Source organism: Synechococcus sp. RedBA-s, assembly GCF_024345495.1.
Classification (GTDB): domain Bacteria; phylum Cyanobacteriota; class Cyanobacteriia; order PCC-6307; family Cyanobiaceae; genus Regnicoccus_A.
Window position 1 is genome coordinate 19,942 of record NZ_JAGQBF010000016.1, and the last position, 14,344, is coordinate 34,285.

General features: G+C 60.8%; 15 protein-coding genes and 2 pseudogenes. 8 read left to right on the plus strand and 9 right to left on the minus strand.

Annotation, left to right across the window (positions count from 1 at the left end; translation table 11 throughout):
• Positions 1-147: 147 nt before the first annotated feature.
• From KBY67_RS08255 to KBY67_RS08265, 3 genes and pseudogenes are all read left to right on the plus strand, one after another.
• Entirely contained in the window at positions 148-645 is a 498-nt protein-coding gene (locus KBY67_RS08255) for a DUF411 domain-containing protein (protein WP_255110556.1), read from the plus strand.
• Positions 646-654: 9 nt separating this feature from the next.
• Positions 655-1,260: a multicopper oxidase domain-containing protein gene (locus KBY67_RS08260; RefSeq protein ID WP_255110557.1), complete on the plus strand. Its 606-nt coding sequence runs from the start codon at positions 655-657 to the stop codon at positions 1,258-1,260.
• Between the two features lie 15 nt (positions 1,261-1,275).
• Positions 1,276-1,542 (plus strand): annotated as a pseudogene (locus tag KBY67_RS08265) (multicopper oxidase domain-containing protein); the annotation flags it as partial.
• Positions 1,543-1,682: 140 nt separating this feature from the next.
• On the opposite strand, the gene KBY67_RS08270 reads toward KBY67_RS08265, so the two are convergent.
• Genes KBY67_RS08270 through KBY67_RS08280 form a run of 3 tightly spaced genes read right to left on the minus strand, consistent with a single transcriptional unit; the run spans position 1,683 to position 3,482 of the window.
• Complete coding sequence (locus tag KBY67_RS08270; RefSeq protein WP_255110558.1) at positions 1,683-2,495, minus strand: ABC transporter permease; 813 nt, start codon at positions 2,493-2,495, stop codon at positions 1,683-1,685.
• Positions 2,492-3,142 carry an ATP-binding cassette domain-containing protein gene (locus tag KBY67_RS08275; protein WP_255110559.1) on the minus strand — a complete coding sequence of 217 codons (651 nt, stop codon included), beginning with the start codon at positions 3,140-3,142 and terminating at the stop codon, positions 2,492-2,494. Before KBY67_RS08275 ends, KBY67_RS08270 begins: the two co-directional genes overlap by 4 nt.
• Positions 3,045-3,482 carry a 4a-hydroxytetrahydrobiopterin dehydratase gene (locus tag KBY67_RS08280; RefSeq protein WP_255110560.1) on the minus strand — a complete coding sequence of 146 codons (438 nt, stop codon included), beginning with the start codon at positions 3,480-3,482 and terminating at the stop codon, positions 3,045-3,047. The genes KBY67_RS08275 and KBY67_RS08280 overlap by 98 nt, the downstream gene beginning before the upstream one ends.
• 500 nt (positions 3,483-3,982) lie before the next feature.
• On the opposite strand from KBY67_RS08280, the gene KBY67_RS08285 reads away from it, so the two are divergent.
• Positions 3,983-6,082 (plus strand): adenylate/guanylate cyclase domain-containing protein, encoded by a 2,100-nt coding sequence (locus KBY67_RS08285; protein ID WP_255110561.1) that lies wholly within the window; start codon positions 3,983-3,985, stop codon positions 6,080-6,082.
• Positions 6,082-7,629, plus strand: a complete 1,548-nt coding sequence (locus KBY67_RS08290; RefSeq protein ID WP_255110562.1) for a mechanosensitive ion channel family protein — start codon at positions 6,082-6,084, stop codon at positions 7,627-7,629. The genes KBY67_RS08285 and KBY67_RS08290 overlap by 1 nt, the downstream gene beginning before the upstream one ends.
• Positions 7,630-7,728: 99 nt before the next feature.
• On the opposite strand, the pseudogene KBY67_RS14945 reads toward KBY67_RS08290, so the two are convergent.
• The 5 genes and pseudogenes from KBY67_RS14945 to KBY67_RS08315 all read right to left on the minus strand — a co-directional run bounded on the left by KBY67_RS14945 (position 7,729) and on the right by KBY67_RS08315 (position 11,228).
• Positions 7,729-8,060 (minus strand): annotated as a pseudogene (locus KBY67_RS14945) (DUF86 domain-containing protein).
• 158 nt (positions 8,061-8,218) lie between these two features.
• Positions 8,219-8,638 (minus strand): transposase, encoded by a 420-nt coding sequence (locus KBY67_RS08300; RefSeq protein WP_255110604.1) that lies wholly within the window; start codon positions 8,636-8,638, stop codon positions 8,219-8,221.
• Between the two features lie 423 nt (positions 8,639-9,061).
• Positions 9,062-9,796, minus strand: a complete 735-nt coding sequence (locus KBY67_RS08305) for a putative 2OG-Fe(II) oxygenase (RefSeq protein ID WP_255110605.1) — start codon at positions 9,794-9,796, stop codon at positions 9,062-9,064.
• 56 nt (positions 9,797-9,852) lie between these two features.
• The gene (locus KBY67_RS08310; protein ID WP_255110564.1) at positions 9,853-10,266 is read right to left on the minus strand and encodes a hypothetical protein; all 414 of its coding nucleotides are present in this window, start codon (positions 10,264-10,266) and stop codon (positions 9,853-9,855) included.
• 443 nt (positions 10,267-10,709) lie between these two features.
• Complete coding sequence (locus KBY67_RS08315; protein ID WP_255110606.1) at positions 10,710-11,228, minus strand: phycocyanin subunit beta; 519 nt, start codon at positions 11,226-11,228, stop codon at positions 10,710-10,712.
• A gap of 120 nt (positions 11,229-11,348) precedes the next feature.
• Between KBY67_RS08315 and KBY67_RS08320 the strand changes: the two genes are divergently transcribed.
• Genes KBY67_RS08320 through KBY67_RS08330 form a run of 3 tightly spaced genes read left to right on the plus strand, consistent with a single transcriptional unit; the run spans position 11,349 to position 13,845 of the window.
• On the plus strand, positions 11,349-12,617 hold the full coding sequence (locus KBY67_RS08320) for a glutathione S-transferase family protein (protein ID WP_255110565.1): 1,269 nt from the start codon (positions 11,349-11,351) through the stop codon (positions 12,615-12,617).
• Entirely contained in the window at positions 12,614-13,270 is a 657-nt protein-coding gene (locus KBY67_RS08325) for a DedA family protein (protein WP_255110566.1), read from the plus strand. The genes KBY67_RS08320 and KBY67_RS08325 overlap by 4 nt, the downstream gene beginning before the upstream one ends.
• Positions 13,267-13,845, plus strand: coding sequence for a DUF2808 domain-containing protein (locus KBY67_RS08330; protein ID WP_255110567.1), 579 nt, complete (start codon positions 13,267-13,269; stop codon positions 13,843-13,845). Before KBY67_RS08325 ends, KBY67_RS08330 begins: the two co-directional genes overlap by 4 nt.
• Here the strand turns inward: KBY67_RS08330 and KBY67_RS08335 are convergent.
• Positions 13,842-14,300, minus strand: a complete 459-nt coding sequence (locus KBY67_RS08335; protein ID WP_255110568.1) for a VOC family protein — start codon at positions 14,298-14,300, stop codon at positions 13,842-13,844. The genes KBY67_RS08330 and KBY67_RS08335 overlap by 4 nt on opposite strands.
• Between the last annotated feature and the right edge of the window lie 44 nt (positions 14,301-14,344).

The following is a 14,344-nucleotide window of genomic DNA, read 5'->3' on the forward strand; positions in this document are numbered from 1 at the left end:
GGACACCTCACCGTATGGCCTCCCCTTGGCTGGAGAGTCAAGGGCCAGGGCCGCAGCAAATCTGCGGCGGTCGATGCCGGTCCTCCAGGGCTTGACTCTCCTTCTGACTGGAGACCTTAGGTTAAGAGCAAGCCCTGTCGTCATTCCATGGATACCGATCACTTCTTTCGGTCTTCCCCCCTCTTTGGCTGGCTTGCCGGAATCAGCGCGCTCACGGCTGTCACCACAGGAGTCGGCTCACCCCTGCCAGTGGCGGCGGCCACCGCCCCGGTGCCGATCACCTCGTATCGATCAGCCAGTTGTGGGAGCTGCAAGGGCTGGATCCAGCACATGCGCGACAAAGGCTTCCAGGTGCGTGATCTCGTCATCACCGATTCCGACAGTGTCAAGCGTCGACTGGGAGTCCCCAGTCGCCTGGCTTCCTGTCATTCCGCCCAGGTGGCTAGTTATGTCCTCGAGGGACATGTTCCTGCCGCTGATGTCAAGAGGCTGCTTCGCAGTCGCCTCCCGGTGGTGGGCCTTGCCGTACCGGGAATGGTGTTGGGTTCTCCTGGGATGGAATCGGCCAAAGCAACAGAGGCTTTCAGCGTTCTCGCCTTCTCACCCACCGGACGCACCAATGCTTTTTCAAGCCACTTCCCTTGAGATCTTCCCGTGACCTCTCCCCTCAAGCTCCGGCAGGTGCTGGGCCTGGGGCTCGCCGGCTTGGGTGCGGCGCGGCTGGCCTCCCGCGGCGGCGCGGCTGATCTGGAGCTGGTGGCCCGTGCCACGCGGGGCCTGCTTCCCGGTGGCCCCGCCACGATGCTCACCTACAACGGCCGCTCGCCCGGCCCTCTGCTGGAGGTGAATGCCGGCGATCAGATGCGGCTCCTCCTGCGCAACGACCTCAAGGAGCCCACCAACCTGCACTTCCACGGGCTGCGCATCTCCCCCACCGGATCAGGCGACAATGTGTTCCTGTGCGTCCCGCCCGGCGGGTCCACCACCTACGCCTTCAAGCTCACTGCCGACCATCCGGCCGGCCTCTTTTTCGCGCACCCCCATCACCACGGCCACATGGCCGATCAGGTGTTCACAGTTCTCGGCGGCACCCTGCTGGTGCGCGGTGATCTCAACCGAATTTCTGAAGTAGCGGCTGCCAGTGAAGCCGTGCTGGTGCTCAAGGATTTCGCCAGCGCAAGCGCCGCCGTCACAGCTGAAGCCGGCATGGGCCTCGTTATCAATGGCCAGCCCTTCGATCCCGATCGCATCGACACCTGAGTTGCCCTCGGAAGCACGGAAGACTGGCTGATCGTCAACGACGACGTGATGGATCACCCCGTCCATCTGCACATCAATCCCTTCCAGGTGATCAGCCGTGATGGCCGCCCCGAAGCCCAGCGCCGCTGGAAGGACATGGTGCTGATGAAGGCGGGCGAGGAGGTGCGAATCCGGGTGACGTTCCGGGATTTTCTGGGGCGTACTTTTTATCACTTCCACAACCTCGATCACGAGAATCTGGAGATGATGGGGATGCTGCAAATCGATACCCCTACCGGCTGATACTGCAGGGTGACATGGATCACGAGCCGGGGCAGTCGAGGCTCCGTCGATAAGTGCTCACCGGCTCTCCCCAGGGCCATCAGACGCCCCACCGATGACGAACCCCACCCCGTCCACCCCGCCGCCAAGGCCGTAAGGCCCTACCCGCCGACGTTAAGCAAACGATCGAGCCGTAGTTGATGGTCGGCGCTGGTGAGCCGCCTGTAGGCCAGGCCAACGACTCCGAACACCCCCAGCGCCGTCGCCGAAGCGATCATGAACAGGATCACGATCTGGTAGCGAACGGCCGCCTCCGGCGCCGCCCCCTGGAGGATCTGGCCGGTCATCATCCCCGGCAGGCTCACCAGTCCCATCACCATCATCGAGTTGATCGTCGGGATCATCGCCACGCGGATGGCGTCACGCACCACCTCCTGGCAGGCCTCCCAGCGGGTCGCTCCCAGGGCCAGGGCTGTTTCCACCCGATCGCGCCCGGTGCGCAACCCCTCCATGAAGCGATCGAGCCCCAGGGAGATGCCGTTGAGCGTGTTGCCCAGCACCATCCCGAGCAGGGGGATCAGATATTGGGGGTCATACCAGGGCTGGGGCTGGATCAGCCCTGTCACCGCCAGGCCAGTCACCAGCGCGGAGGAGGCCATCACCGCCAGCAGGCTATTGAGGTAGATGCCAACGAAGCGGCGCCGGGTGCGCTGAACGGCCGAAACCCCTGCAATCATGGCCATCGCCGCCCCCACCAGCACGATCAGCGGCGCATTGTCTTGGCGGAACAGCCACTCGAGCACGTAGCCCACCAGCAGCAGCTGCACCACCATGCGCAGGGAGGCCACCAGCAGGCTGCGGGCCAGGCCCAGGCGCAGCGCCACCGAAAGCCCGACGTTCACCAGGATCAGCAGGGCGGAAAGCGCCAGGCGGCCATCGCTGATCGTCAGGGCTCCGGAACTTAAGGGGGTCATGGGCGGAGCTCCAGGGTGCGGGTGGCGAAGCGTTGAATCTGCTCGCTGTCGTGGCTGGTGAACATCGCGGCGCGCTGGCCTGCAGCGAGCCACTCGATCAGCAGGGTCTCGAGCGCGGCAGAGGTGGCCCCATCGAGGGAGGCGGTGGGTTCATCCAGCAGCAGCACGGTGGGATCGAATTGCAGGGCCCGCAGCAGCGCCATCAGCTGCAGCTCGCCGCCAGAGAGCCGCTCGGCGTCGTAGGCCAGGAACGATGGATCGCGCCCCAGGGCTGCCAACCATTCCTTGATCCGCTCGCGCCGCCAGCCCCCACGCCCGCGCAACTCCTGGAATGTCCAAGGCGAGCGCAGGTTCGCCTCCACCGTGCCCCCATGGGCGACGGGCCCCTGGCTGAGATAAAGCACCATCGAGCGCCAGCGGGGTAAACCCCAGGATGTTGGCGTGCGCCCCTGCAGGCTGATCGTCCCGTCCTGAAGAGGATCGAGCATGGCCAGGGCGCGCAGTAACAAGGTCTTGCCCGCCCCCGAGGGCGCCACCAGCCCCAGGCGCTCACCGGCGGCCAGCTCCAGATCGAGCTGGCTCCAGAGGAGTCGATCCCCCAACTGACGCTTGAGCTCCGTGGCGCGTAGGAGCAGTGGGCGGTCCAAGGCGGGCTACAAGGCAGGACTCACTTTGATCCCAGCCGCTCTGGTCAACGCCAACACGTTCGAACATGACGGCATCGGCTCGCGTCAGGCCATCGGCTTTGTGGGTATGGATGTCAATCTCCACGTAGCCCCAACCCACCCGAAAGTCGCCGTGGTGGCCCTGGTCTTCACAGATGGCGCCGGCATGATTCAGCCAAGCCAATGCCGCACAGAAGTCGGGGAAGCTGAGGTGCTTGTGGAGGTGGTGGCCTTCAATCACCTCCCAACCCGGCAGCTCAGCCTGCAAGGAGGCCAGTTCCTCTGCTTCAAGCCTAGGGCACCATCTCGGCAAGGCACACATGGTTCATCGCTAAGCGGCATTGGGTTGACATCCAACAAGGCTACTTTCATCGCCTCTGCGGCGGGCTCATCCGCCTCCTCACATCAGCCTTGACGGCCTCGCTGTGACGACGCATTAGTCATGTCCTCAAGCCCTCGGGTGTACTGATGAGAGGGGTGACATCTTTCCTGAACCCGGGGGGATCCAGCCGGAGCTTTTTCACGCAAGCTGCGCCTCCATTTTCTGTTCATTTCTCTCAATAATGACTCCAGGGCGCTCCTGCGAGGTCTGACTTAAAGGCTGCCCTGTCACTGCCTTGTGATCGCAGCTATGCCAACAACTCAGACTGCCAAGCCAGGGAGGTGACGCTATTACTACAGTTTTGTGTCTCTCGGACTTCTATGATGTTCCCCTGAGGCCATCGCACTGCCTCGATAAAGTTTTAACATTCTTCCTTGCATTAAGCCCGCTGATCAATGTACTTACTGAGCCATTTGAGCATCAAGTCAAAGCTAATCTTGATGTTGCTCGCTGTCAGCGGATTTTCAATCTTTGTAACCGCCGCACTTGGCTATCGGAGCGGCAAAGACAATCTCACTAGCCGTGTATCCAATCAACTGACCAGTGTTAGGGCCTCTAAGGCGCACCAGATTGAGTCCTATTTTAACACCATTCGAAATCATACTCAGACCCTCAGTGAAGATCCGTCGATAATATCTGCAGTTCAAGAGTTTTCTGCGGCATACAAGCAGTTGGACGAAACCTCATTATCAAAGGAAGCAGACCGGAAGCTATCAGACTACTACGCTCAGAACTTCCTGCCGCGTCTCATGCAGGGCCGCTCGGGAACACCGATTCTGCAGTCTTATCTACTTAAGCCGCCAGCTTCCCAATATCTTCAGTTTCAATACATTGCTGCCAATTCCAATCCAGTTGGCAAGAAGCAACTTCTCTACAAAGCTTCTGACAGCAGCGCCTATTCGAAGGTACATGCTACTTACCATCCAATCTTCCGTAACATAATCGAGCGATTCGGATATTATGACATGTTTCTGATCAATCCAGAAGGAACAATCGTCTACACTGTCTTCAAAGAAACTGACTTTGCTAGCAATCTTTTAAGCGGACCCTATAAAGCCACAAACCTCGCGAATCTTGTGCGAACAGTGATGGATTCAAAGGAGCAGAAGTACACCAGGCTCGTAGACTTTGCGCCCTATGCACCATCCTATGATGCCCCCGCTGCATTCATCGCTGCGCCTATCTATAGAGGATCTGAGCTGATAGGAATCCTGGCGTTTCAGATGCCGGTGAACGAAATCAACAATGTGATGACAGGTAATCGTAACTGGAAGGAAGATGGTCTCGGCAACTCTGGTGAAACCTACTTGGTCGGGAATGACCAGCTGATGCGGTCAATTTCAAGGTTCTTGATCGAAGATCCTAAGGCTTTTTTTGCTAATCTTCGTTCGCTGAACATCAATGAAGATATAATAAAAAGAATTCAGCGATTTGATACCACAATCCTTCAGTTGCGGGTTAATACACAGGGAGTCAACCAGGCTCTGTCTCGACGAAAGGGTACAGAAGTAATTAAGGACTATCGAAATATACCCGTTCTTAGCTCATTCGCTCCACTCAAGATTAAGGATCTGGATTGGGTAATTCTTGCCGAGATGGACCTGGACGAGGCCTATGCACCAATCCACTCTTTTCAGCGCCAGATACTGATTTCGGCAACACTCTTGATCCTGCTCACTACGTTGGTGGCGATGTGTCTCGCACACTTCTTCGTGAAACCGATCAATGCTCTGATCAGTAGTGCCCGCAAGGTATCAACTGGCGAGCTGGAGTCGATCCCCACCCTGGAAACCGGAGATGAGTTTGGTGAACTCGGTCGTTCGTTCAATTCGATGCTGCACAGCTTGCGATCCCAGCGAGTACTGGTCGAACAAAAGAGCCAGGAAAATGAGCGCCTTCTCCTGAGCGTATTTCCGGCAGCCATATCCCGTCGCCTACAGCTCGGCGAGAAGCAAATCGCCGAAGATATTTCTAATGTAGCAGTGTTGTATATGCAAGTCACAGGATTTTCAGAGCTGGCCGCATCCCTAAGTGCTTTCGAATCAGTTGCAATCCTCAATGATCTAGTTTCATCATTCGATGATATTGCACTCAGTCATGGTATCGAAAAGATCAAGACGATTGGCGATCGTTACCTGGCAGTTTGTGGCTTATCCACCCCGTATCTCGATCATGACAGGCGAGCTGTAGACTGTGGTGTCGAGATGTTTGGTGTGATCCGCCGCTTTAATCTAGAGCGTAGTTTTCACCTTGATTTAAAAATTGGCATCGACTCCGGCGACATCGCAGTTGGCATCGTTGGCAAGAGCAAGGTGGTTTATGACGTCTGGGGGAAAACCATGAATCTCGCTGTCGCGCTAAAGGATGCATGTCCACCAGGTTCAATTCTTGTTTCGCAGACTGTGCATCATCGCCTCGAAGATCTTTATCCCTTCGAAAAACTCGACAAGGTTCCTGATCATGAGCCAATCACACTCAGTGCCTGGTGGCTGAATGGCACCGTGATGCCTGTGGCAACCGAGCCTGGCGAGCGCTCCTGATGAACACGAACAACTTCATTCTTTGGGCGTCTATACTGGCAGTGGGCTTCCCGCTGGTATCTGTTCTGCTCGGCGAAGCGATTCACCGACTACGTCGGCATGGAGAAGGCTTGGCTGAAATATTGAGGCTGCTGCGCAACTTGATTATTCCCATTTTCATTGGGTTGTTGTTTCTGCAGCATGTTCTCGGTCTCAGTACCAGCACCCGCATCTTCAAGGGCGGAGAGACAGTCCTCTGGATCTGCATTATTCACGCAGCACTCTCTCTGCTCAACTTGACTCTCTTTGAGAAAGCAGAAGCTGATACATGGAGATCTAGAGTCCCCAAGTTGTTAGTAGATCTTGCCCGTCTGTTTTTGATTCTTCTCGGCACAGCCTTCGTTCTGGCCACTGTCTGGGATGCTGATTTAGCCGGGCTGGTGACGGCGTTAGGTGTGAGCTCGATCGTTATCGGTTTGGCGCTTCAAGACACACTGGGAAGTGTGATGTCGGGTATAGCGCTTCTGTTCGAGAGGCCATTTTTCGTAGGTGACTGGCTTGAGGTGAATGGGGTGGTGGGTCAGGTGATCGATATCAACTGGCGTGCCGTGCGCCTGCTGACCCTTGAACAAGAGATGGTTGTGATCCCCCACAAGCTGATCAGTAGTGAAATTATCCGTAACTTCACGCAGCCAACTCCAATACATGCTGAGCGTATCAAGCTTGGTTTCTCCTATAATGATCCCCCAAATCTCGCTCGACAAGTGCTTAAGAGCACCGCCTTGGAAACTAAGGGAGTCCTGACCGATCCGGAGCCCAGTGTCTTTACACTCGATTACTCCGATTCAGCGGTTACATACGAGGTTAAGTTTTTCATCCGAGACTATGCCGACATTGAAAATATCCGTGAGCGATTTATGACCAGAGTATGGTATGCCGCCAAGCGGAGTAATCTTTCAATCCCTTTTCCGATTCGTACTCTCTACCACTTCAATGGCCCATCGTCTCAGCAGAAGGGGATTTCCAAGAAGTTCGCAGAAAGCTTGCAGGCTCTACCGTCCTACGTGCCGCTCAACAAGGAGCAGGAAATGATGCAGGCTCCTTCCATGGGTATCTCCCTTCAGCATTTTGCCGCTGGGGAGAAAGTGGTGCGTCAAGGCCATTCTGGGAATGCACTTTACATCATTGTTTCAGGCCAAGCAGTGATGTCCACCTCCGATACCCATAACCTGGATCGGGAGGTACTCTCATTGCGATCTGGTGAGTTCTTCGGTGAGATGGCCTTGTTCTCGGGCGATCCTAGCTCCGTCACGATAACGGCACTTTATGACCTTGAAGTGATGAAAATATCTGCTCAAGTGGTCAACCAGATGATCGATCGCCAGCCCAGCTTTGCCCGTGAAATAGGTCATATTCTTGAGATCCGACGTCGCGCTATCCATGAGGCCTCACTACTCCAAGAGAAATCAAGCCAGCAAGTCAATACTACTTCGCAGGGCCCAAAGCCAGATGAAACGTATGGCAACTCCATTGGCCATGGGCGTTTTGAAGTTAGCCAAGGAAACTGAACAGACACTAGGTGATGGTCCCCATTCCCCACAGCCGAACTGGGAAGAGGAAAATATGTCAGGTCCATGACGGAAATGCCACAATCAGGGAGAGCCTGATCACTCGTTGAGCACCGGCTCGACCTGTGCCAGAAGCGCAGGCAGTTGCTCACTCAAGGTGATCCATCCCTCCTCCAGGCGCACTCGGTCATAGGCTTGAATCAACACATCCCGCATCCCTGCCATCTCCCGACAGGGATCAGCGGATGTTGCTGGCGGCAGGTGTCGCTCAGCCGCTTGGTGGCTTCTCCAATGATCTCGAGATTGCGTACCACAGCGTCCTGGAGAACGTCGCTTGCCAGAAACGCTTCGCGATCGGGGATGGGAAAGCCTTGAAACCGTCGGATTGCGGTCAGGATGTCGCTCAAGGAATGATGGTCCCTTAGCTCCATCACAGGGGAATCGCATCCCGCTCAGTAGAGGCCAGAGCGGTTGGTTTGAGATTGCGGCGGCGTATCAGATCCACGCGGCAATGCAGCGTGTCCCCTAGGGTCAGCTTCAGGGCGATGCTCTCCAGCAGGCAGGTGCGGGGGGCAGATCCAGGACTGATTCAAAGTCTTAGCTCGAGCTTGGCTCCGGCTGTCGCTGCGCCAGCACCATTACCCCGGTAGCGATGGGTGTCCTCATGCAGCGGGGTGTCACGGATCCAGTGCCAGCCCTCAATGCTCCAGCGGTCGCGCACCTGTCGCAGCAGGGCTTCTGGGGTGGTGCGGAAGCTGGTGAGGACGAAATGGGACTGCCGGAAGGTCTTGCCGCCGCGGGTGCCGACGGCGATCACTTTCACGATCCAGCTGGTGCCGCTCCAGGCCTCGCGGATGTGCTCCGGTGCCTGTTTGGCGCGGAGCGTCCAGGTGATGACACGACGATGACCTTCCTCGAAAACACCTGCCTCAACAGGGATGTGGCGTTTCCCCTGGACCTGGCATCGGATCTGGCGATGCAGGGTCTTCTGGTTCCCGTTGACGGTCAGGAGGAAGTCGGCCCCCTGCTCCTGGAGCTGTTGAAAAACGGGCGCTGCGTGTGCAGGGCATCCTTCTGGCGGTAGATCCGCAGGATCAAATTGAGGTCCAGCTGATCGATCAGTTCAAGTTATTCAACTCAACCGCGGTGACCGACACGAACCCTGGAATAGCTCCAGAGGCTTTGCTGACAGATTTCTGGGAAGCTATACGAGGCCCGCTGCAGGGTCTCGATCAACAAGAACAGGCCGAGTTGGCTGATGGAATGGTTGGCACTTCAGCTCCATCTCTCTGGAGGTGATACCCAGAGGCACCAATTACGCCAGCACAAAATCCAGTGACAGGGCCAGCGGCCACCGTCCGCTGCGAGGAGTCCGATGCCCCATGCAAGTCGTTGTGGTCGCTGCAAGACCTGACCAGCGTGCCAATCGCCCTCAGGAAAAGCCCCCGGGCTTGGGGCGACGGCTGGAGAGGGAGAGGTTCACGCTGGCGCTGGGAGTGACGTTGGGAATGACGTTGACCGGGGCACCGGGGGGGCGCAGCCCAGCCGGCTGCGGCACGGCGATCACGTTGAAGGCCAGCGACCAGCGCTCCCCCTCGCCTCGGAACGGTGGCACCGAATGGGGTTGCCAGGCGGGGAACACATAGAAGTCACCAGGCACCGGATGGGCGTAGTGCACCATGCCGGTGTGGAAGCTCTGGATGTGCCACTCCTCCGGTCCGTGGAAGCAGAGCTGGCCATCGAAGCTGTCAGGACGGATCTGGGGGGGCACCTTCAGGAACACCACCCCGGAGAAGCTACCTCCATGGGTGTGGACCGGGTTGTAGTCACCGGCGCGCTGAGCATTGAGCCAGACATCCACCAGCTGCAGGCCGTAGCGCCCGGGAATCCAGGGACCACGGCCCTGGGGGGGCTGCCGCTCGATCACATGGCGAATCCAGTGGTCACAGCCCGGCAGGATCACCGTGCTGGCCAGGCTGGTCACGGCCGGGTGCTGGGGAGCCAGCTCCCGCTGCTGATCCAGCTGACCGGCCAGCTTCACCGACGCATCAGGAGAGGTGTCCGGATCGGCCAGCACCTGGCCCGCCAGGGTGATGAGCTGGCTGAGCAGAGCGTCCGGCAGGTGCCCCTTGAGCACGTAGCGGGGGAACAGGCTCAGCATCTCCATCGAGGGGGCGTCCTGCAAACCCGTTCCAGCAGAGGACTTTCAGCCTAAGGGACCCATCAGAGAGCTTCGTAGCGCACGTTGAGGTTGAGCGTGCCCGGTCCCAGCGCCGTGGCCTGCAGCACCAGCACAGAGGTTTTGCCGGCCGGGGTGCCATCGACGCTGGTGCCAGTCGGAGGGTCGAAGACCAGATTCAAGCCCCACGGACCTGAAACCGTGTTGACCGTACGCTCCCTGTAGCCCTGGCTGCTGAGCGAAGCGCGCAGCTTGGCAAGCAGGCCCTCGGGCGTGCCGCCCAGCTGGCCGTTGAGGCTGATCTGGCCCAAGGCGTTGGCGGCGAACAGGCTGGGCAGGCCGCTGGGGACAGGCAACTTCAGTCCCTTGAGCAGGGAAGCGGCTGGAGCGGCGAAGGCCGCGCTGGCGGCCAGCAATACCGCCGCGCTGGCCGTGATCAGGGTACGCAGAACGCTCAAGGGGGGAGGTGCGGCAGGGGATCAACCTAAGGCGGTTGGCTGGTGGAGAACGGCGTCATCGGCATGGGCGGCCTGGTGCGAGGGGCGCTGGGGATGCTGCCAGCTGAGCCAGCCCGATCCGCTCAGGCAGAGGGTCATGAGAACCCCGGCGATCAGCCACCAGGGCGGACGGGGGGATCGGTGGCGGCGATGGAGATCAAGCACGGACCAACGATGCCGCCCACCTGTGGCTGTGGTGTGTTCCCGGTGGCCACAGCTGTGGCCGGATGTGACCGAGCTCAGGCCATTGGACGGCCCAGTTATGAGCCAGGCCGTGGAAAGGCCCCGGTTGTCCGGGGCTTTTTACTGCACCGTTCCCGTGCTGCTGGGGCTGTTGCGACAGCCCTTCGCCCGCCGGTGCCATTTGAGTTTCGCGCTTTTCGCGCAGGATTGTGGGTATGGGCTCAGCCGACAGCGGCGGCAGCGCGGTCGAAGTAGGTGCCGATCTCGGAAGCGAGGGCGGAGCAGTCACCGGGGGTGATGCCGTTGAGATCGTTGACGAGGGCCATGGCGGCGTCCTTCATCTTGCGGACCCCTTCAGCCACGGAAGCGCCTGGGACGCCGAGGGCGAGATAGGTTTCACGCAGGCCGTTGAGGCAGCGATCTTCCAGGACGGAAGCATCGCCGGTGAAGACGGCGTAGGTGACGTAGCGGAGGATGATCTCCATGTCGCGCAGGCAGGCAGCCATGCGGCGATGGGTGTAGGCGTTGCCGCCGGGGGCGATCAGGGCCGGCTGCTGATCGAACAGATCACGGGCAGCGTTGGTGACGATCTTGGAGGCGTTGGAGGTGATGCGGTTGACGGAGTCCATCCGCTTGTTGCTGTCTGCGACGACCGACGCCAGGGCATCGATCTGGGCAGAGCTGAGGAATTCGCCGCGGGCATCAGCCTGAGCCACAACCTTGGTGAAGGCGTCGAACATGAAGATGATGCGCTCAAGGTAGACGCTAGGGATCAGAGCCACTGCAGCGCGAAGGATCCTCTCTGGGCTCCTAGCCTTTCAGGATCGGGTTGATGCGCGTTGGCTGGTGTGACTGAGCAGATGGGGAACGCCCCAGCACCTGAGGCGACTGAACCGCTGAGCTGGGAAAAACTGGCCGCCCTGGCGCCGGCTGAACCCGAGCGGGTCAACGGGCCGGCCAGCGCCCAGGCCCTGTTGCGCCTCTTCGGGGCCACCGAAGCGCAGGTGAGGGTCACCCTCTTCCGCGACCACCACGCCTGGTGCCCCTACTGCCAGAAGGTGTGGCTGTGGCTGGAGGAGAAGCGGATCCCCTACCGGATCCGCAAGATCACGATGTTCTGCTACGGCGAGAAGGAGCGCTGGTTCCGCCAGCTGGTGCCCTCCGGCATGCTGCCGGCCCTGCAGCTCGATGGCCGCCTGATCACGGAGAGCGACGACATCCTGCTGGCCCTGGAGAGAGCCTTCGGCCCCCTGGCCTCGGGCATGACCGATGCGGCGGTGCTGCCCCTGCGCCAGCTGGAGCGGGTTCTGTTCCGCGCCTGGTGTCAATGGCTGTGCAGCCCAGGGCTGAGCCCTGCCCAGGAGGAGCGGGCTGCCGCCCAGTTCGATCGGGTGGCCGCTTCGGTGGAGGAGGCCCTGCGCTCCACTCCGGGCCCTTACCTGCTGGAGAGCTTCAGCAGCGCCGATGTGGTGATCACCCCCTACATCGAGCGCATGAACGCCAGCCTCTTCTATTACAAGGGCTATAACCTGCGCTGCCGGCACCCCGCCATCGCGGCCTGGTTCGCGGCGATGGAAACCCGCACCACCTACCTGGCCACCCAGAGCGACTTCCACACCCACTCCCACGACCTCCCGCCCCAGATGGGTGGCTGCCACGCCTGGATCACGCCGGAGCAACAGGCCGCCCTGCGGCGCGTGGATGAAGGGCCCTGGCCCATGGCCAGCCCTGATCCGGAAACCTCCCAGCCGGAGCCGGAGGGCTCGGCCCTGGTGGCCCTGGAGCGGGTGCTGAAGCATCGCCAGGCGATCGCGGCGGTCAACCCCGATGTCCCGGAGCGCTTTGATCGGGCCCTGCGCTGCGCCCTCACCGCCCTGGTGGGCTTGTCCCTGCCCATGCCGCCGGCGGGCTCCGCGGCGGGCCTGCGCTACCTGCGCGATCGCATCAGCGTGCCCCGGGACATGCCGCTGCATGCTGCCCGGCGGCTGCGCCAGGCCCTGGGGGCCACAATCGCGGCGGCAGAGGGACCGAAGGATGCGTTGTCGGTTCTGCCTCGGCAGCATCGCCGCGACCAGGACCCCAGGCCATTCCTTGGGCACGATCGCGCCCCGGCAGCGATCACCCCATGAGTGCACCATGGATCGACCTGATCAGCCTGGAGCAGCTGCAGAATCTCTTGGCCCAGTGGGGATACCTGGTGGTGTTCCTCGGGATGCTGCTGGAGAATGCCGGGCTGCCCCTGCCGGGGGAAACGCTCACCCTGCTGGGGGGCTACGCCGCCGGCAGCGGTCAGCTCAACCTGCTGGGCGTGATCGCAGCCGCCACTGGGGGAGCCGTCCTGGGCGACAACCTGGGCTATCTGGTGGGGCGTCGGGCCGGCTGGGGCCTGGTGCAGCGCGCTGGCGCCATGCTGGGCCAGAAACCTGAGCAACTCGAGAAGCTCCGTCAACGGTTCCTGCGCCATGCGGAGCTCTCGGTGCTGCTCGGACGCTTCGTGGCGGTGCTGAGGGTGTTGGCAGGACCCATGGCAGGCGCCGTGGCGATGCCTTACCGCCGCTTCGTCGTGTGCAACCTGCTGGGGGCGATGCTCTGGGCCAGCTCCATGGTCACCCTGGCCTGGCTGGGGGGTCGCTGGATCCCTCTGGAGCGGATGCTGCGGGGTGTGGTCGAGTTCGGCCTGGGGGCGTTGGTGCTGGTGGTGGTGATCCTGGTGCTGCCGAAGCTGCTATCACGCTGGGAGAAGCGCTGGATCGAGCCGCCTTCCGCCGTCGACCCGCCATGACTCACAGTCGCCTCAAGAGCGCACGACTCCTCGCGCCCCTGGCCATTGGCCTGAGCCTGATGGTCACAGGTATGGGCCTTGCGGCACCTGCTGCGGCCAGGGGGGATGACCTGGCCGGCCAGACCCAGTTCCTGCGTGCCCCCTGGAAGCTCCACTGGCGCACCTATTCCTCCACTGTCTTTGATCGCGGCGGCGAGTATTACGTCACGATCGAGATGCCCGAGGAGGCCGGTGCGGGGCTGGGGGCACTGGAGATCCGTCAGATCTCGGGAGCAGACTGGCGCTTCTCCTTCGACGACTCCCGCACCCGCTCTTTCCTGGGCCAGCCCAGGCGGGAAGGCCCGCCGGTACCAGTCCAGGCCAGCTTCGACGACGCCAGCCGGCTATTTCGCATCACCTTCCCCTTGCCGCCCGCTCCGGGGCAGACCGTGACGGTGGCGCTGCGGCCTTGGAGCAACCCCTCCAGCGCCGATGTCTATCAATTTTCCGTGGTGGCCTTCCCGGCCGGTCCCAATCCCGTGGCCCAACAGGTAGGCATTGCCAGGATGTCGATCTACGCGCTGGTGGATTTCTAATCACCGCCTGAGGGGCGATCTCCCCGGCGTTCGCCCACCACTTGGTGATCCTCCAGACCGGTGATCGCCTCGGGGGTGCTGTAGTGCTTGAACTCCAGCCAGTTGCCCGAGGGATCGATCAGAAACAGACTGCGGTGCTCCAGGGCAGTGCCGGCAAAACGCAGGCGCGGCGCCCCCCCCAGTCTCAGGCCCCGGGCGCGGGCCCTCTGCTCGAGGGCCATGAGCTCCTCGGCGCTGGCGAACACCAGGCCGAAATGACGGGGGTAGATGCCCGTCTGGTGCTGGGGCCCGCCGGGCTCGAGATGGGCCACCAGCTGATGGCCGCCCAGCTCCAGCACCAGGGCCTCGGCACTGCGACGACCGCGCCGGCAGCCCAGCCCCTGCACGTACCAGTGCTCGGTGGCCTCCAGGTCGACGACGGGAAAGGCCAGATGAAACAGGGGCGCGGTCGACATCGCGGCGGAGCTCAGCCCCTGCATTCTGATAGCCACAGGAAAGC

What these genes read in the sequence shown, in the direction of transcription:
- KBY67_RS08325 (WP_255110566.1), top strand. Translation starts at nt 12,614, where the DNA reads ATGAGTGCACCATGGATCGACCTGATCAGCCTGGAGCAGCTGCAGAAT.
- KBY67_RS08270 (WP_255110558.1), bottom strand. Translation starts at nt 2,495, where the DNA reads ATGACCCCCTTAAGTTCCGGAGCCCTGACGATCAGCGATGGCCGCCTG.
- KBY67_RS08290 (WP_255110562.1), top strand. Translation starts at nt 6,082, where the DNA reads ATGAACACGAACAACTTCATTCTTTGGGCGTCTATACTGGCAGTGGGC.
- KBY67_RS08320 (WP_255110565.1), top strand. Translation starts at nt 11,349, where the DNA reads ATGGGGAACGCCCCAGCACCTGAGGCGACTGAACCGCTGAGCTGGGAA.
- KBY67_RS08285 (WP_255110561.1), top strand. Translation starts at nt 3,983, where the DNA reads ATGTTGCTCGCTGTCAGCGGATTTTCAATCTTTGTAACCGCCGCACTT.
- KBY67_RS08305 (WP_255110605.1), bottom strand. Translation starts at nt 9,796, where the DNA reads ATGGAGATGCTGAGCCTGTTCCCCCGCTACGTGCTCAAGGGGCACCTG.
- KBY67_RS08330 (WP_255110567.1), top strand. Translation starts at nt 13,267, where the DNA reads ATGACTCACAGTCGCCTCAAGAGCGCACGACTCCTCGCGCCCCTGGCC.
- KBY67_RS08315 (WP_255110606.1), bottom strand. Translation starts at nt 11,228, where the DNA reads ATGTTCGACGCCTTCACCAAGGTTGTGGCTCAGGCTGATGCCCGCGGC.
- KBY67_RS08255 (WP_255110556.1), top strand. Translation starts at nt 148, where the DNA reads ATGGATACCGATCACTTCTTTCGGTCTTCCCCCCTCTTTGGCTGGCTT.
- KBY67_RS08335 (WP_255110568.1), bottom strand. Translation starts at nt 14,300, where the DNA reads ATGTCGACCGCGCCCCTGTTTCATCTGGCCTTTCCCGTCGTCGACCTG.
- KBY67_RS08280 (WP_255110560.1), bottom strand. Translation starts at nt 3,482, where the DNA reads ATGTGTGCCTTGCCGAGATGGTGCCCTAGGCTTGAAGCAGAGGAACTG.